This is a genomic window from Variovorax sp. GW821-FHT09B01 (assembly GCF_059418345.1).
Genome location: NZ_JBWKPQ010000045.1, coordinates 1 through 17,196 on the forward strand (window position 1 = coordinate 1; position 17,196 = coordinate 17,196).

At 70.3% G+C, this 17,196-nt stretch carries 15 protein-coding genes; 5 read left to right on the forward strand and 10 right to left on the reverse strand.

Features of this window, described 5'->3' with window-relative positions; translation table 11 throughout:
- Nucleotides 1-151: 151 nt before the first annotated feature.
- The gene (locus tag AC07RV_RS45085) at nucleotides 152-868 is read left to right on the forward strand and encodes an SDR family oxidoreductase (RefSeq protein ID WP_296779002.1); all 717 of its coding nucleotides are present in this window, start codon (nucleotides 152-154) and stop codon (nucleotides 866-868) included.
- 319 nt (nucleotides 869-1,187) lie between these two features.
- Nucleotides 1,188-2,645: a SulP family inorganic anion transporter gene (locus tag AC07RV_RS45090; protein WP_296778999.1), complete on the forward strand. Its 1,458-nt coding sequence runs from the start codon at nucleotides 1,188-1,190 to the stop codon at nucleotides 2,643-2,645.
- 6 nt (nucleotides 2,646-2,651) lie between these two features.
- Here the strand turns inward: AC07RV_RS45090 and AC07RV_RS45095 are convergent, their stop codons facing one another.
- A complete protein-coding gene (locus AC07RV_RS45095; RefSeq protein ID WP_296778996.1) occupies nucleotides 2,652-3,602 on the reverse strand; it encodes an AraC family transcriptional regulator in 951 nt (316 codons plus the stop codon).
- A 75-nt stretch (nucleotides 3,603-3,677) separates the two neighbouring features.
- Between AC07RV_RS45095 and AC07RV_RS45100 the strand changes: the two genes are divergently transcribed.
- Nucleotides 3,678-4,898, forward strand: coding sequence for a multidrug effflux MFS transporter (locus tag AC07RV_RS45100; protein ID WP_296778993.1), 1,221 nt, complete (start codon nucleotides 3,678-3,680; stop codon nucleotides 4,896-4,898).
- Between the two features lie 83 nt (nucleotides 4,899-4,981).
- The gene (locus AC07RV_RS45105; protein WP_296778991.1) at nucleotides 4,982-5,593 is read left to right on the forward strand and encodes a class I SAM-dependent methyltransferase; all 612 of its coding nucleotides are present in this window, start codon (nucleotides 4,982-4,984) and stop codon (nucleotides 5,591-5,593) included.
- 7 nt (nucleotides 5,594-5,600) lie between these two features.
- Here AC07RV_RS45105 and AC07RV_RS45110 read toward each other — a convergent pair whose 3' ends face one another.
- The 9 genes from AC07RV_RS45110 to AC07RV_RS45150 form a co-directional block, all read right to left on the reverse strand.
- Nucleotides 5,601-6,317 (reverse strand): ABC transporter ATP-binding protein, encoded by a 717-nt coding sequence (locus tag AC07RV_RS45110; protein ID WP_296778988.1) that lies wholly within the window; start codon nucleotides 6,315-6,317, stop codon nucleotides 5,601-5,603.
- Nucleotides 6,314-7,069 carry an ABC transporter ATP-binding protein gene (locus tag AC07RV_RS45115; RefSeq protein WP_057594685.1) on the reverse strand — a complete coding sequence of 252 codons (756 nt, stop codon included), beginning with the start codon at nucleotides 7,067-7,069 and terminating at the stop codon, nucleotides 6,314-6,316. Before AC07RV_RS45115 ends, AC07RV_RS45110 begins: the two co-directional genes overlap by 4 nt.
- Nucleotides 7,066-8,016: a branched-chain amino acid ABC transporter permease gene (locus AC07RV_RS45120; RefSeq protein ID WP_296778985.1), complete on the reverse strand. Its 951-nt coding sequence runs from the start codon at nucleotides 8,014-8,016 to the stop codon at nucleotides 7,066-7,068. The genes AC07RV_RS45115 and AC07RV_RS45120 overlap by 4 nt, the downstream gene beginning before the upstream one ends.
- Nucleotides 8,013-8,933 carry a branched-chain amino acid ABC transporter permease gene (locus AC07RV_RS45125; protein WP_057594683.1) on the reverse strand — a complete coding sequence of 307 codons (921 nt, stop codon included), beginning with the start codon at nucleotides 8,931-8,933 and terminating at the stop codon, nucleotides 8,013-8,015. Before AC07RV_RS45125 ends, AC07RV_RS45120 begins: the two co-directional genes overlap by 4 nt.
- A gap of 97 nt (nucleotides 8,934-9,030) precedes the next feature.
- Nucleotides 9,031-10,224, reverse strand: a complete 1,194-nt coding sequence (locus AC07RV_RS45130) for an ABC transporter substrate-binding protein (RefSeq protein WP_296778983.1) — start codon at nucleotides 10,222-10,224, stop codon at nucleotides 9,031-9,033.
- Nucleotides 10,225-10,456: 232 nt separating this feature from the next.
- Nucleotides 10,457-10,696, reverse strand: a complete 240-nt coding sequence (gene atpE / locus AC07RV_RS45135; protein ID WP_057594681.1) for a F0F1 ATP synthase subunit C — start codon at nucleotides 10,694-10,696, stop codon at nucleotides 10,457-10,459.
- Between the two features lie 94 nt (nucleotides 10,697-10,790).
- Complete coding sequence (locus AC07RV_RS45140; RefSeq protein WP_209542914.1) at nucleotides 10,791-11,678, reverse strand: DMT family transporter; 888 nt, start codon at nucleotides 11,676-11,678, stop codon at nucleotides 10,791-10,793.
- Between the two features lie 62 nt (nucleotides 11,679-11,740).
- Nucleotides 11,741-14,968, reverse strand: a complete 3,228-nt coding sequence (gene uvrA, locus AC07RV_RS45145) for an excinuclease ABC subunit UvrA (RefSeq protein ID WP_444852727.1) — start codon at nucleotides 14,966-14,968, stop codon at nucleotides 11,741-11,743.
- Nucleotides 14,965-16,332, reverse strand: a complete 1,368-nt coding sequence (locus AC07RV_RS45150) for a chloride channel protein (RefSeq protein WP_093354358.1) — start codon at nucleotides 16,330-16,332, stop codon at nucleotides 14,965-14,967. Before AC07RV_RS45150 ends, uvrA begins: the two co-directional genes overlap by 4 nt.
- A 138-nt stretch (nucleotides 16,333-16,470) precedes the next feature.
- Here AC07RV_RS45150 and ssb point away from each other — a divergent pair, with 138 nt between their 5' ends.
- A complete protein-coding gene (gene ssb, locus AC07RV_RS45155; RefSeq protein WP_093354360.1) occupies nucleotides 16,471-17,010 on the forward strand; it encodes a single-stranded DNA-binding protein in 540 nt (179 codons plus the stop codon).
- The last annotated feature ends 186 nt before the right edge of the window (nucleotides 17,011-17,196 follow it).

Sequence of the window (17,196 nt, forward strand, 5' to 3'; positions counted from 1 at the left end):
GCGAAATAAAGGAGGAGCCGAAGGCGGGGGACATTCGCGGAGGGAAGTACCCGCTGTCCTGTGCACGCGCCCCGAACAAAAACGCCCAGTCTGGCAAGACCGACGATTCCTTGGCTAAATGCGACCCTCCGCAAGAAACCAAGGATCCAGGATGTCTTCTGAGCAACAACACAACAAGGTAGCCATCGTCACCGCAGGCGGCAGCGGCATGGGCGCCGCCGCGGCCCGCAAGCTCGCGCAGGACGGTTTCCGTGTCGCCATCCTGTCTTCCTCGGGCAAGGGCGAGGCCCTCGCGAAGGAGCTCGGCGGCATTGGCGTGACCGGCTCCAACCAGTCGAACGACGACCTCAAGACACTCGTCGACCGCGTCATCGCCGAGTGGGGCCGCATCGACGTGCTCGTCAACAGCGCCGGCCACGGCCCGCGCGCGCCCGTTCTGGAAATCACCGACGACGACTGGCACCGCGGCATGGACGTCTACCTGCTGAGCGCCGTGCGCCCCAGCCGCCTCGTCACGCCGCACATGGTCAAGCAGGGGGGCGGCGCCATCATCAACATCTCGACCTTCGCCGCCTTCGAACCCGATCCCGTGTTTCCGACCTCGGGCGTGTTCCGCGCCGGCCTCGCTGCCTTCACCAAGCTCTTCGCCGACCAGTATGCGGAGCACAACGTGCGCATGAACAACGTGCTGCCCGGCTTCATCGACAGCCTGCCCGAGAAGGAGGTGTTCCGCGAACGCATCCCCATGGGCCGCTACGGCCGCAGCGACGAGATCGCCGCCACCATCGGCTTTCTCGCCTCCGATGGCGCGGGCTACATCACCGGCCAGAACCTGCGCGTCGACGGGGGCATCACGCGCTCCGTCTGAGGCCGTCATGGGCGCTGCCTACAATCGGCGCCCATGTGCCCGAGGACGTCCCGCCACCCGAACACGCTTCGCGCGGACCTCATCCTCTTCGGCCGGCACGTACGCCGGCGCGCCTCCTGCTACGTGCTCGCTCGCATCGCGCGCGACAGCCAATCCCGGCAATCGGGCTGCTCGCGGCTGACTCCCCCTTGAGCCTGGCGCATTGAATGAAGCGCGGCGGCAGCGCCCGCCGCTTTCTCCCTTGCGCCGCCAGCCGGCGCGATGCCTTCCAACGTCCCGCGATGCCTTGCCGGCACGCGGGCTGCTTTCCGTTTTCTCCATGTCTTCCCGCTACAGCCGCCTGCGCACCGAGTGGTGCCCGAGCATTCCGCGCGAACTGATGGCCGGCGCCGTCGCCACCTTCGCGCTCATTCCCGAGGTCATCGCCTTTTCCTTCGTCGCCGGCGTCGATCCCGCGGTGGGCCTGTTCGCCTCCTTCGTCATCGGCATCGTCATCGCCTTCACTGGCGGGCGCCCCGCCATGGTCTCGGCCGCGGCCGGGTCGGTGGCGCTGGTGGCCGCGCCGCTGGTGCATGCGCACGGCCTGGCCTATCTGCTCGCGGCCGGCCTGCTCGCGGGCGCGATGCAGATCGCCTTCGGGCTGCTGCGCCTGGGCGTGTTGATGCGCTTCGTTTCGTCGTCGGTGCGCACCGGCTTCGTCAACGCCCTCGCGATCCTGATCTTCGCCGCGCAGATGCCGCACTTCATCGGCGCCAACGCCGCCACCTGGGCGATGGTCGGCCTCGGGCTCGCGGTCATCTACCTGCTGCCGCGCCTCACCACCGCGGTGCCCTCGCCGCTGGTGTGCATCGTGGTGGTCACGCTCGCGGGCCAGTGGCTCGGGCTGCCGCTCAAGACCGTGGCCGACCTCGGCCAGTTGCCCGATGCCTTGCCCATGTTCGCGCTGCCCGCCGTGCCGCTGAACCTCGAGACCCTGCGCATCATCGCCTTGCCCGCCTTCGCGATCGCGATGGTCGGCCTGCTCGAATCGATGATGACCGCGAGCGTGGTCGACGAACTCACCGACACCCCGAGCTCGAAGAACCGCGAGTGCGGCGGCCTCGGCCTCGCGAACGTGGCGGCCAGCTGCTTCGGCGGCATCGCGGGCTGCGGAATGATCGGCCAGACCGTGAGCAACGTGCGCTACGGCGGCCGCGGCCGGCTCTCGACCCTGTTCGCGGGCGCCTTCCTGCTGATCCTCATGGTGCTGCTCAAGCCCTGGGTGTCGCAGGTGCCGGTGGCGGCGCTGGTCGCGATCATGGTGATGGTCTCGGCCTCGACCTTCGACTGGGGCTCGCTGCGCACGCTGGTGCGCCATCCGCGCCTGTCGAGCGTCGTGATGCTCGCCACCGTGGCCGTTACCGTCGCCACCGACAACCTGGCCGCGGGCGTGGGCATCGGCGTGCTGCTCAGCGGCGTCTTCTTCACCTTCAAGGTGGCGCGGCTGCTGCGGGTGCAGGGGCGGCAGGACGACGAGGGCGCCTGGCGCTTCGCCGTGAGCGGGCAGGTCTTCTTCGCCTCGGCCGACATGCTGGTCGATGCCTTCGACGTGCGCGAGATCGACGGCGCGCCGGTGCGCATCGATGTTTCTCAGGCCCACTTCTGGGACGTGACCGCCGTGGCGGCGCTGCGCAAGGTGGTCGAGCGGCTGCGCAAGCACGGCAGCGTGGTCGACGTGAGCGGCATGAACCAGGCCAGCCGAGACCTCGTGCTGCGCCTCGACGCGGCGCCCGAGTGAAGCGGCTCAGGCCGCGGCGGCCGCCTCGGCGCGCACCTGGCTGCGAAAGCGCCCCGGGCTCTCGCCCACCGCGCGCCGGAAGGCCGCGCTGAAGGCCGTCTCCGACTGGTAGCCCACGCGCTCGGCGATGCGCGCGATGCCCTCGTCGCCGTGCCGCAGCGCGTGGCGCGCCACCGTCATGCGCCAGCCGCCGAGATAGTCGAGCGGCGTCGAGCCCGTCAGCGCCTTGAAGCGCAGCGCGAAGGCCGTGCGCGACATGCTGGCCGTCTGCGCCAGCCGCTCCACCGTCCAGGGCTGGGCGATGTCGGCATGCATGCGCGACAGCGCGGCGCCGATGCGCGCATCGGTCATCGCGCCGAGCCAGCCCTCGGGCTGCGGCGCGTTCGCGAGGTGCACGCGCAGCGCCTGCACCAGCACCAGCGCCGCGAGGTTGGTGCGCGCCAGGGTCGAGCCCGGGCGCAGCTCTGCCGTCTCCCAGCCCATCAGGTCGAGCAGGCCCACGAGCGGCCGCGCGCCCGGATCGCTTGCGCGCAGGTGGATCAGCGGCGGCAGGTGGCGCAGCAGCAGTTCGCCGGCCTCGCCCGAGAGCGCGAAGCGCCCGCTCGCGAGCACCACGCGCGTCGCGTCGCTCGCATCCAGCCCGTCGTGGCGCAGCACCCCGTCGGGGCCGCGCTGCTCGCGGCTCAGGCGCGTGCCGTCCTGCAGCGGCCCCGGCGGATCGCTCGCGGCCGAGAAGGGCAGGCCGTTGGTCAGCAGGAAGAAGTCGCCGGCCTCCAGCATCACCGGCGCGGCCGTGCCCTCGACCTCGATGCGAAAGCGCCCCTCGAGCACGCAGCCCAGCTTGATGTGCGAGGCGTAGTGCCCGTAGCGGAAGGCCCAGCGGCCGCGCGCCTCGAAGCGCGACGAGAGCGTGCTGCTCACCGTGAGCATGGCCAGCACATCGGACAAGGGATCCATGATTCTGTACGAATGAATAGGAAATGCGTGCTGATGATTATTCAATCATTCAGCCCGACGCGCGACCATCGGGGCATGTCCTCCTCGAACGCTCCAGTTTTCCGTCACGCCGTCGTGCTGGGTCTGCTCACCACCATCGGCCCCTTCGCCATCGACATGTACCTGCCCGCGCTGCCTGCCATCGGGCGCGCGCTGAACGCCGATCCGCATGCGATGCAGGCCAGCCTGATGGCCTTCTTCATCGCGGTCGGCGCCGGCCAGCTGGTCGCGGGCCCGCTGTCGGACATGTTCGGCCGCCGCCGGCCGATGGTCGCGGGCCTCGTGCTGTTCATGCTCGCCAGCATCGGCTGCGCCTTCGCGCCCAGCGCGGGCGTGCTGGTCGCGCTGCGCTTCGTGCAGGGGCTCGGCGCCTGCGCCTGCATGGTCACGCCGCGCGCCGTGGTGCGCGACCTGTACACCGGGCCCGAGGCGGCGCGGATGATGTCGCTGCTGCTGATGGTCTACAGCGTGTCGCCGATCCTCGCGCCGCTGGCCGGCAGCCTCGTGGCCGAGAGCCTGGGCTGGCGCGCCGTGTTCGTCGCCGTTGCCGCCGTCGGGCTCGCGGGCCTCGCGATGCTGCTGGCCCTGCTGCCCGAGACCCGGCCCGCCACCGCGCGGCTGTCGAGCAACTTCCGCAGCGCCATGGCCGGCTACGGCGTGCTGCTGCGCGACCGCCACTTCATGGCGCTGGCCTTCATGGCCTCGTTCACCGTCTCGAGCTTCTTCGTCTACGTGGCCAACTCGCCCTTCGTGATGAGCACGCACTTCGGCGTCTCGCCGCGCATGTACGCGGTGCTGTTCGCGCTCAATGCGGTGTCGCTGCTCGCGCTGTCGCAGGCCAATGGCCGGCTGGTGGCGCGCTTCGGCATCCGGCGCGTGCTGCGCACGGCGGTGATGGCGCAGGCCGCCACCCTCGGGCTGCTGCTGGTGCTCACGCTCGCGGGCGTGGACCGGCTCTTCGTGCTGGTGGTGCTGCTGATGATCGGCTTCGGCCTCAACGGCCTGATCGTGCCCGCGGCCTTCGTGCTCGCGATGGAGGGCCATGCCGCGCTCGCGGGCACGGCCTCGGCGCTGATCGGCACGATGAACTTCGCGGGCGGCGCGGTGATGGTGGCGCTGGTCGCGCCGTTTGCCGACGGAACGCCGCTGCCGATGGTGGCGGGCATCGCCGGCTGCGCCGCGGTGGTGCTGACGCTGGCCTTGCGCGCCCTGCGGCCGCCGGTGCGGCGCGTGCCCGGTGTCATGCAGGGGTTCTAAGTGATTGCCCCGTGAGCAAGGCGTGGCCTTGGGCCTAGCCTTTGTGCGTTCCGTCGGAGATTCGATGGACTGCAAAGGCTTTGATGGACATTCCCGCCCCGGTGCTCGACAGCATGCAGCGAACCCTCCAGTCCTACGAGGCGTCCGCGCGCGACTACGACGCGATCGTGGCGGACCATCCGCCGCCCGAGATCGAGGACGCGCTGCGCCGCATGGTGGCGTGCATGCCCGCGGGCGGCCGCGTGCTCGAGGTCGGCTCGGGCACGGGGCGCGATGCCGACTTCGTCGAATCGCTGGGCGCGATCGTCAGGCGCACCGATGCGACGCAGGCCTTTCTCGACCTGCAGGCCGAGCGCGGCAAGCAGGGCGCGCTGCTCAATGTCGTCACCGACGCGCTGGGCGGGCCCTTCGACGCCATCCTCGCGATGGCCGTGCTGATCCATGTCGATCGCGCGCAGATCGCGCCGGTGCTGCTCAAGGTGTTCGACGCGCTCGCGCCCGGCGGCGTCTTCCTCGCGGGCATGCGTATCGGCGAGGGCGAGACCAACGGCGACTACCAGACCGTGTACTGGGACCGCGACCGGTTCGCCGCGCAGCTCGCGGCGGCCGGGCTGCAGCTGGATTGGGAGCGGCAGTGGATCGGCCGCGAGGACGTACGCTGGGCCAGCTTCCTGGCCCGCCGTCCGCGCGGATGAACGCCGCCTACACGCCCAGGTAGCGCGTCCACAGCGAGCGGTCGGCATCGAGCGCGGCCGAGTCGCCCTGCCACACCACGCGCCCGCGCTCGAGGATCACGTGCCGGTCGGCCAGCGGCAGCAGGCGCTGCACGTACTTGTCGACCACCAGGATCGCCTCGCCCTCGGACTTGAGCGTGGCGATGCAGTGCCAGATCTCCTCGCGGATCACGGGCGCCAGGCCTTCGGTGGCCTCGTCGAGGATCAAGAGGCGCGGATGCGTGGACAGCGCGCGCGCGATCGCCAGCATCTGCTGCTCGCCGCCCGAGAGCTGGTTGCCCGCGTTGGCCTTGCGCTCCGCGAGGCGCGGGAACAGGCCGTAGAGCGCCTCGACGGTCCAGCGCGGCGCGCTGCCGGGGCGCGGGCGCGCGAAGGCGCGCAGGTGCTCGTCGACGCTGAGGTTGGGGAACACGTGCCGGCCCTCGGGCACGATGGCCACGCCGCGGCGCGCGATGGCGTCGGGCTTGTGACCGCCGATGGCCGCGCCGCCGAAGCGCAGCTCGCCGCGCATCGGCGCGAGCATGCCGGTGATGACCTTGAGCAGGGTGCTCTTGCCCATGCCGTTGCGGCCCAGCAGCGCGAGCACCTCGCCCGCGCCGATGCGCAGGTCGATGCCGAACAGCACCTGGCTCGCGCCATAACCGGCCTCGATGGCGTTGGCTTCCAACAATGTCGTCGAGCTCATGCGTGACCTTCCGCTTCGGTGCCCAGGTAGACCGCCTGCACGTCGGGATGCCCGCGCACCTCGTCGGCCGTGCCGCTCATCAGCACGCGGCCCTGCACCAGCACCGTGAGCCGGCTGGCGAGGCGGAACACCGCGTCCATGTCGTGCTCGATCAGCAGGATCGCCATCGAGGCGCGCAGCGACTCGATCAGGTCGACCATGCGCGCCGACTCGTCGGGGCCCATGCCGGCCATCGGTTCGTCGAGCAGCAGCAGCTTGGGTTCGGCCGCGAGCGCCAGCGCCACGTCGAGCGCGCGCTGCGCGCCGTGCGGCAGCGTGCCGGCGATGCGGTCGCGTTCGCGCGCCAGGCCCACGCGCTCGGCCAGCGCGGCGGCGCGGTCGGCCAGGTCCTTCTCGCGCGAACGCGGCGCGAGGAAGCGCAGGCTGCTGCCCGCGTGCGCCTGCGCGGCCAGCATCAGGTTGTCGTGCACCGTGTCCTTGGCGAACACGCGCGTGACCTGGAAGCAGCGCGACATGCCCGCGGCCACGCGCTGGTGGTCCTTGAAGCCGGTGATGTCCTTCTCGTCGAGCAGGATGCGGCCGGCATCGGCCTTGAGCAGGCCGGTGATGAGGTTCACCAGCGTGGTCTTGCCCGCGCCGTTGGGGCCGATCAGCGCATGCACTTCGCCGCGCTCCACCGTGAGGCTCACATGGTCGGTCGCCAGCAGGCCACCGAAGCGCTTGACCAGTCCTTCGATCCTGAACAGGCTCATGGCGTAGCCTTTGCGAGCGGTGCGCGGCGGCGCGACAGCGCGGCCAGTCCCTTGGGCGCCCACAGGGCGACGGCGATCAGCAGCAGGCCCAGCGGCATGTGCCAGTGTTCGGTGTGCTGCTTGAGCGCTTCCTCGAGCAGCAGCCACACGGCGGCGCCCACCGGCCCGCCCCAGCTGCGGCCGAGGCCGCCGATCACCACCATCACCAGCAGCGTGGCCGACTGCGTCCAGTGCATGGTGGCCGGGCTCACGAAGCCGTTGCCGCCCGCGAGCAGCGCGCCCGCCAGGCCGGCGATGGCGCCCGCGATCGCGAAGGCCGCGAGCTGCAGCCGGAACACCGGGTAGCCGAGCGCGCGCATGCGCGTCTCGTTGTCGCGGATGCCCATCAGCGCATGGCCGAAGCGCGACTGCGTGGCGCGCTGCAGCCACCACAGCGCGAGCGCCACCAGCGCCAGCACCACCCAGTAGAAGTTGCTCTCGTTGCCGAGGTCGAGGCCCGGCAGCAGGGTGGGGCGGCTCATCAGCGTGTAGCCGTCGTCGCCGCCGTACTTGCGCAGCGAGACCGCGACGAAATACAGCATCTGCGCGAAGGCCAGCGTGGTCATGATGAAGTAGACGCCGCGCGTGCGCAGCGCCACCGTGCCGATCAGCGCGGCGGCCAGGCCGGCCACCACCACGGCTGCGGGCCACAGCACCCAGGCCGAGGTCGTGCCGGCGTCGCTGAGCGCCACCACCGTGTAGGCACCCACGCCGATGAAGCCCGCATGGCCGAGCGCGACCATGCCGCCGAAGCCGAGGATGAAGTTGAGGCTGGCCGCGGCCAGCGCGACGATCAGCACGCGGCGCACGAAGCCGATGTAGAACTCGAAGCCGAACAGCGGTGCGATCAGGGGAAAGGCGGCGAGCAGCAGCACGAGCAGCCCGAGGCCGATGTGACGGGTTTTCATGCGCGTGCCGAGAAGAGGCCCGAGGGCCTGAAGAGAAGGACCGCCACCATCAGCGCGTACATCGCCACCTCTGCCACCAGCGGACCGAGGTCGGCCGCGGTGGCCGGCGGCAGCGTGGCGCGCAGCAGCATGGGCACGAAGGCGCGGCCGATGGTGTCGACGATGCCCACCAGCAGCGCGGCCACGAAGGCGCCGCGCACCGAGCCGATGCCGCCGATCACCAGCACCACCAGCGCCGGGATCAGGATCTGTTCGCCCATGCCGACCTGCACCGCGACGATCGGTCCCATCAGCGCGCCGGCCAGCGCGGCGAGTGCCGCGCCGAGCAGGAACACGCCGTTGAAGATGCGGCCCACGCGCACGCCCATCAGTTCGGCCATCGGCCGGTCGGAGGCGCCCGCGCGCACCCGCATGCCGATGCGCGTGTGGTTCACGAGCAGGTAGAGCGCCAGCGCGACCAGCATGCCGCCGACCAGGATCACCAGCCGGTACGAGGGATAGGGCAGGCCGTCCATCAGCTCGACCGGGCCCGAGAGCGCGGCGGGCGTCGGCGCCATCACCGGCGACGGGCCCCAGATCATCTTGACCAGGTCGTCGGCCACCAGGATCACGCCGAAGGTCGCGAGCACCTGCGCGAGGTGGTCGCGCGTGTAGAGGCGGCGCATCAGCAGCACCTCGAGCAGCAGCGCCACCACCACGGTGACCGCCACCGCGATGACGATGGCCGCGGCGAACGAGCCGGTGCGCGTGTGCGCCTCTGCCGCGACGTAGGCGCCGGCCATGAACAGCGAACCGTGCGCGAGGTTCAGCACGTCCATGATGCCGAACACCAGCGTGAGGCCCGCGGCCAGCAGGAACAGCATCAGGCCGTAGCCGAGGCCGTTGAGCAGCTGCTCGAGAACGAGGATGGGAGTCATGGGGAGGAAGAGGGAATGCGGATGGCCGTACGCCAGGGGCGCGCGAATCTCGCGTCCCCGGCGTGCGGAAATTCGGAAGGCCGAGCCGGCCCGCCGATCACTTCATCGGGCACTTGTCGGCGTAGCTGTCGCCGTAGTTGGTGAGCACCGTGTTGATCAGCTTGTTCGTGACCTTGCCCTGCGCGTCCTTGCCGATCACGCGCAGGTAGAAGTTCTCGATCGGGTAGTGGTTGTTGGCGTACTTGAAGGTGCCGCGCGTCGAGGCGTAGTTGGCCTTCTTGAGCGCCGCGATCACGGCCTCGCGGTTCTGCGCGTTGCCGCCGGCCTGCTTCACGGCGGCGTCCATCGCGAGGATGGCGTCGTAGGCCTGCGCGGCGTAGACCGACGGGTAGCGGCCGTTGTACTCCTTGCGGAACGCGGCCACGAAGGCCTTGTTGGCGGCGTTGTCGAGGTCGTGCGCCCAGTGCGAGGTGTTGAACAGGCCCAGCATCGGCTCGCCCACGGCGCCGATCACGTCCTCGTCGGCCGAGAAGCCGCTGGTGACCAGCGTGATGTCCTTCGACAGGCCCGCGCCCACGAACTGCTTGATGAAGTTGATGCCCATCGCGCCGGGCAGGAAGAAGTAGATCGAGTCGGGCTTGGAGGCGCGCAGCTGCGCGAGCTCGGCCGCGTAGTCGATCTGGCCGAGCTTGGTGTAGAGCTCGTCGGCCACCTGGCCCTTGAACTGGCGCTTGAAGCCGCCGAGCGCGTCCTTGCCCGCGGGATAGTTGGGCGCGATCAGCACGATCTTCTTGAAGGCGCGGTCCTGCGCGAACTTGCCGGCGGCCTCGTGGAACTGGTCGTTCTGGTAGGCGGTGCCGAAGAAGTAGGCATTGCACTGCGCGCCCGCGAACTGGCTCGGGCCGGCATTGGCCGAGAGGTAGGGCACCTTGGCGTTGAACAGCGTCGGGCCGACGGCCAGCGCCACGTTGGAGCCGATCGGGCCGCTGAAGATGTCGATCTTGTCGCGCTGGATCATGCGGTCGACCAGCTGCTTGGCCTGGTCGGGGCTGCCGGCCATGTCGGCCTGCACGAACTCCACCTCCTGCCCGCCGAGCTTGCCGCCCAGCTGCTTGATGCCGAGCGCGAAGCCGTCGCGCGCCTCGGCGCCCAGCGCCGCGAACGGACCCGAGATGTCGAGCGCGAGGCCGACCTTGACCGGCGCGGCCAGGGCCGAGGCCGCGGCGCCGCACAGCAGCAGCGAAAGCAGGGTGCGCAGCAGCGCGGACGATTTCGGGGACGGTTGGCTCATCGGATTCTCCGGCAGGGATGGGGGTGAAACGGCGTCGAACCGTTGATAGCTAAATACTTTAGCCGTAAACAATTCGGTGTCAACGGTGCTAGCACGAATGGTGCCAGTGGCCGCCTCGTGCGCGGCCCCGATGTCCCCAAAAAAGAAGCGGCATCGACCCGGGCCGATGCCGCTTCTGATGCCCTCGAAGAGGGCGCGGCGCCTGCGTGGTGCGCCGCTTCTTTCGCGCCGATCAGCCGAAGGGGCTGGCGGTCGCGAACCACAGGCCGATGCCGGTGGCGATGATGAACGCCCCGTCGGTCACGCCCGCGACCAGGAAGAACTTGGTCTGCAGCGTGTCGACCATCTCGGGCTGGCGCGTCGTGCCCTCGAGGAACTTCTGCCCCACCAGCGCGATGCCGATGCACGAGCCCAGTGCCGCGATGCCGATCAGCAGGGCGACCGCGAGGGGGAGGATGTTGAAGCCGTTCATGGTGCTTTCTCCAGTGGTTGATGCCTGGACGTACTGTCCCGCATCGACTGCACCGGGTCCATGACCTCGCGGGTCATGCGCGCGCGGCAGCGGCTCAGGTGCGCGCGGCGCGCGAGGGCCACAGCACCGAGGCGATCGCCACCATCATCAGCGCCACCGCCACCCAGTCCTGCCAGTGCACCGCCTCGCCGAGCCACACCGCGCCGCTGAACACGCCGAGCACCGGGATGAACATCACGCTGAGCGTGGAGGCCACGGGCGGCAGCCCGCGCGCGAGATAGAACCACGCGGCGTGCGCGAAGCCGAAGATCAGCACCGCGTTGTAGAGGATCGCGCCCCAGGTCACGCTGCCGGGCCAGCGCCACTGGTCGCGTTCGAACAGCGCCGACAGCACCGTCATCACCACCGCGGTGAGCGCCGTCATCCAGAACGAGAGCGTGAGCGTCGGCAGCCCGATGCGCGTGTGGCGCAGCAGCTGCGTGCCCAGCGCCCAGGTGGCGGCCGCCACCAGTGCGAGCGCGACGTAGCCGGGCCGCCCCGCGAGGTCGGTGAGCTCGTGCCACAGCAGCAGGCCCACGCCGATCGCGCAGGCGCCCACGCCGGTCCAGGCACGGCGCGAGAGCGCGGCCGAGAACAGCAGCGCGCCGATCACGGCCGAGAACACCGGCATGGTGTAGCCGAGGATGGCCGCGCGCCCGCCCGACAGCGCCTTCACCGCGAGGATGATGCAGGCGTGCCAGACGAACATGTTGGTGGCGCCCAGCCACAGCAGCTCGGGCCAGGCGCCGCGCGGCACGCGGAACGGCACCTTCATCCACGCCAGCGCCAGGCCCAGCACCGGCAGCCCGAGCCAGATCGAGATCGCGCGAAAGGCCAGCGGCGGATAGTCCGCCACGCCGAGCTTCATCACCGGCCAGTTGAGGCCCCAGGCAAGGGTCAGCAGGACGAGGATGACGAACTGGCGGGGGGTGAAGGAAGGCATGGGGCGCGATTGTGGCGTGCCACGGCGCTTCGTGCAGGCGGAGGGGCCCGCACGCCCCGCCTTCAGGCCGGCAGCAGCCGCTTCAGGTAATGCCCCGTATGGCTCGCCTCGTTCCCCGCCAGGTCCTCGGGCGTGCCCGCGCCCACCACCGTACCCCCGCCGGCGCCGCCCTCGGGGCCCATGTCGATCAGCCAGTCGGCGGTCTTGATGACGTCGAGGTTGTGCTCGATCACGACGATGGTGTTGCCCGCGTCGCGCAGCTGGTGCAGCACCTTGAGCAGCAGCTCGATGTCGGCGAAGTGCAGGCCGGTGGTCGGCTCGTCGAGGATGTAGAGCGTGCGGCCGGTGTCGCGCTTGCTGAGCTCGAGCGCGAGCTTCACGCGCTGCGCCTCGCCGCCCGACAGCGTGGTGGCCGACTGGCCGAGCTTGATGTAGCTGAGGCCCACGTCGAGCAGGGTGCGCAGCTTGCGCTCGATGGTCGGTACGGCCTTCAGGAACTCGTGCGCGACCTCGACCGTCATGTCGAGGATCTGCGCGATGTTGCGGCCCTTGTACTGGACCTCGAGCGTCTCGCGGTTGTAGCGCTGGCCGTGGCAGACCTCGCAGGGCACGTAGACGTCGGGCAGGAAGTGCATCTCGACCTTCACCACGCCGTCGCCCTGGCAGGCCTCGCAGCGCCCGCCCGCCACGTTGAAGCTGAAGCGGCCCGGCCCGTAGCCGCGCTCGCGCGCGGTGTTGGTCTCGGCCATCAGCTCGCGGATCGGCGTGAACAGGCCCGTGTAGGTGGCCGGGTTGCTGCGCGGCGTGCGGCCGATCGGGCTCTGGTCGACGTTGATGACCTTGTCGAAGTACTCGATGCCTTCGACCGCCTCGTGCGGCGCGGGCTCCTCGTGGGCGCGGTAGAGCGTGCGCGCGACGGCGCTGTAGAGCGTGTCGTTGACCAGCGTGGACTTGCCCGAGCCCGAGACGCCGGTGACGCAGGTCAGCAGGCCGACCGGAAAGGCCACGCTCACGTTCTTGAGGTTGTTGCCGCTGGCGCCGACCACGCGGATCTCCTGCAGCGCGGTCTGCGAGGCGAGGTGCGCGGCCTCGCGCGCGGCGCGGCGCTCGGCTGCGGGGCTCTGCGGAAAGCGCGAGGCCTTGCGCGGCTCGGCCGGCACCTCCTTCTTCACCACCGGCAGCCACGGCGTGCGGCGCTTCGGCACCTCGATCTTCTTCGCGCCCGACAGGTACTGGCCGGTCAGCGACTCGGGGTTGGCCGCCACCTGCGCGAAGCTGCCCTGCGCCATCACGCGGCCGCCGTGCACGCCGGCGCCCGGGCCCATGTCGATCACATGGTCGGCGGCGTGGATCATGTCCTCGTCGTGCTCGACCACGATCACGCTGTTGCCGATGTCGCGCAGATGCTTGAGCGTGCCGATCAGGCGGTCGTTGTCGCGCTGGTGCAGGCCGATGCTGGGCTCGTCGAGCACGTACATCACGCCGGTCAGGCCCGAGCCGATCTGCGAGGCGAGGCGGATGCGCTGCGCCTCGCCGCCCGACAGCGTCTCGGCGCTGCGGTCCAGGCTCAGGTAGTTGAGGCCCACGTCGTTGAGGAACTTGAGGCGCAGGCCGATCTCGCGCACCACCTTGTCGGCGATCTCGGCCTTGGCGCCGCGCAGCTGCAGGCGCTGGAACCACGAGAGGCTGTCGCGCAGGGTCAGGCGGCTGAGTTCGAAGATCGCCATGCGCGGCGGTTGTGTGGCCCCCACGCTCGGCACTGGCGTGTCCTCGCTGCCCCCCGAGGGGGCGCTCGCCGCCTTGGGGCGGCCCGGCGCCGGCTCGGCATCGGCCGGGCGCGCCGACTCGTCGACCAGGAACACGTTGCGCGCCTCGCGCCGCAGCCGCGAGCCGCCGCATTCGGGGCAGGGCTGGAAGCTGCGGTAGCGCGCGAGGTCCTCGCGCACCATCACCGAGTCGGTCTCGCGGTAGCGCCGCGCCATGTTCGGGATGATCCCCTCGAAGGGATGCTTCTTCGTGAGCTTCTTGCCCGCGAAGTTGCCCGACTCCATGGTGTAGTTGAACTTGATCTCCTCGCCCGCGGAGCCGTGCAGCAGCACCTGCTGCACCGAGGCCGGCAGCGATTCGAAGGGCGCGTCGACGTCGAACTTGTAGTGCTTCGCGACGCTCTCGATCATGCTGAAGTAGTAGCCGTTGCGGCGGTCCCAGCCCTTGATCGCGCCGCTGGCCAGCGACAGCGAGGGGAAGGCCACCACGCGCGCCGCGTCGAACACCTCGCTGTGGCCCAGGCCGTCGCAGCTCGGGCAGGCGCCCACGGGCGAGTTGAACGAGAACAGCCGCGGCTCGAGCTCGGCCAACGAGTAGTGGCAGATCGGGCAGGAGAACTTGGCGTTGAACAGGTGCTCGCGGTCGGGCTGGCCCTCGCCGCCGAGCTCGAGCACCAGCGCGCGGCCCTCGGCCAGGCGCAGCGCGGCCTCGAAGCTCTCGGCCAGGCGCTGCTGCATGTCGGGGCGCGCGCGCAGCCGGTCGATCACCACGTCGATGTCGTGCTTCTCGGTCTTCTTGAGCTTGGGCAGGTCGTTGTATTCGTAGGTCTGGCCGTCGACGCGAAAGCGGATGTAGCCCGCGGCCTGCATCTCGGCGAACAGCTCGACGAACTCGCCCTTCTTCTCGCGCGCCACCGGCGCGAGGATCATCAATCGCGGTTCCTCGCCCAGGCCCAGGGTCGCGTCGACCATCTGAGAGACGGTCTGCGCCTGCAGCGGCAGGTGGTGGTCGGGGCAGAAGGGCGTGCCGGCGCGCGCATAGAGCAGGCGCAGGTAGTCGTGGATCTCGGTCACCGTGCCCACGGTGGAGCGCGGGTTGTGGCTGGTGGCCTTCTGCTCGATGCTGATCGCGGGCGACAGGCCCTCGATCACGTCGACGTCGGGCTTGTCCATCAGCTGCAGGAACTGCCGTGCATAGGCCGACAGGCTCTCGACGTAGCGCCGCTGGCCCTCGGCATAGAGCGTGTCGAAGGCCAGGCTCGACTTGCCCGAGCCCGACAGGCCGGTGATCACCACCAGCTTGTTGCGCGGGATGTCGAGGTCGACGTTCTTGAGGTTGTGGGTGCGCGCGCCGCGGATGCTGATGCGCTGCTGGGCCAGCACGGCGCCCAGGTACGCTTCGCGTTGGGCGTCGCGCTCGCTTTCGCGTTCGGCTTCTGCTTGCGCAGTGTCTTCGGTGGCTTTTGAATTCAAGGGGCGATCGTCCGAGGGCAACCGGACATGATAGACCGCCCGGGATGTCATGGCGAGCGGGGCGGTTCTTCGCGGGCGACGGGCTCCTGCGGCTGCGCCGCGAGCCGCCCGGTCGCCACGCCCACCATGTGCTCGGCCAGCGTCTCGTAGAGCGGGCGGCTGATCATGCGCGAGACCAGGCTCGCGAGCATGGCCGAGGCCATCAGGCTCAGCACCATGGCATGGCCGTCGACCATCTCCATCACGATGATGAAGGCCGTCAGCGGCGCCTGCGTGACCGCGGCCAGGAAGCCGGCCATGCCGAGCGCGATCAGCGCCGGCCCGAACTCGGGGCTCGCGAGCCGCGCGATGGCGTCGCCGATGCCGGCGCCGATCGACAGCGAGGGCGCGAAGATGCCGCCCGGTGCGCCGCTCCAGGCCGTGAGCCAGGTGGCGATGAACTTCAGCAGCGTGTAGAGCGGCGAGAGCGGGGCCTCGCCATGCAGCATCCGCTTGACCGCCTCCGAGCCCGCGCCGTAGGTGACGCCGCCCGTGGCCAGCCCGATGACGGCCACGGCCAGCCCGCAGGCGGCCGCGAAGCGCACCGGATAGCGCCGGCGCCAGTGGTTCAGGCGCTGCGGCGCGCCGGTCAGCGAGGCGATCAGCAACCGCGCGAACAGCCCGCCCGCCACGCCGCTGAGCAGCGCCACGGCCAGGCCCGGGCCGAGCAGGCTCCAGTCGAGATGCGGCACGCGGATCACGCCGAAATAGCTGAGGTTGCCGAAGGCCGACACCGCCACCAGGCCCGCGAGCACGATGCCGGTGATGATCACGCCGCTGGCGCGTGCTTCCAGCCGGCCCGACAGCTCCTCGATGGCGAACACCACGCCCGCGAGCGGTGCGTTGAACGCGGCCGCGATGCCCGCCGCGCCGCCGGCCACCAGCAGCGCGCGCATGTCGATGGTGCTGCCGGGCGACAGCCAGCGCTTCGCGTGCTGCATCACGCCGGCCGCCACCTGCACCGACGGCCCTTCGCGTCCCACCGACAGGCCGGCCGCGAAGCCCGCGGCGCCGAGCCCGATCTTGGCCAGCGTCAGCCGCAGCGAGGCGAACAGGCCGCGCCGCTCCGAGGGCAGATCGGGATCGAGCGCGGCCTTGATCTGCGGGATGCCCGAGCCCGCCGCGCCCGGGAACCAGCGCCGCGTGGCCCAGACGATGGCGGCCGTGAGCGCCGGCGTCCACAGCAGCACGGCCCAGGGATGGCGCCGGAACAGGCCCTCGAACAGCGCGAAGGCCCATTCGGCCGCGTGCGTGAAGCCCACCACGAACAGGCCCGCGAGCACCGCGTAGCCGAGCACGATGGCGCGGTCGATCCACAGGCGCCAGCCCGAAAACTCGGCGCGCAGGTTCTGCAGGAAGTCGGGCTCGTGATTCATCGGTCCAGCCCGCCATTCTGCCGCGCGGTATCCGGCCGCCATGCCAGCGGAGGCCGCGTCGCCCGGCCCATCGGGCACAATGCGTGTCCTTCTTTTTCCTTCAAACCTCCTCTTACTCATTCATCAGGGGCAGCGCACATGGCATCGGTCAACAAAGTCATCCTCGTCGGCAACCTCGGCCGCGATCCCGAAACCCGTACCTTCCCGAGCGGCGACCAGGTCTGCAACGCGACCCTCGCGACCACCGACAAGTGGAAGGACAAGCAAAGCGGCGAGATGCGCGAAGCCACCGAGTGGCACCGTCTCGTGTTCAACGGCCGCCTGGCGGAAATCGCCGCGCAGTACCTGCGCAAGGGCTCGCAGATCTACGTCGAAGGCCAGATCCGCACGCGCAAGTACACCGACAAGGACGGCGTCGAGAAGTACGCCACCGACATCCGCGTCGACCAGATGCAGATGCTCGGCAGCCGCCAGGGCCAGGGCGCCCCGGCGGGCGGCGGCTACGACGACGGCGGCTATTCGCAAGGCAATGGCGGCGGCGGTGGTGGTGGCGGTTACGCCCCCGCACCGGCACGCGCCCCGGCCGCCGCGCCGCGCGCTCCGGCACCCGCACCGCGCCAGGCACCGGCCAAGTCCTCGTCGGGCTTCGACGACATGGACGACGACATTCCGTTCTGATCGGACAGCGCGGCGAGGGCTTGCCTCTCGCCGCCTCCGCCAGCCGGCCAAGGGCCGATCGCCATGCGCGATCGGCCCTTTTTCTTTGCGCCGTCCAGCCTGGGAAAAGCGCGAGGCCGAAAAAAGGAAGGGATTTCTATAGTGGAAATACTTTCCAATTCTGCTTATGATCGTCCGCAGCCGGGC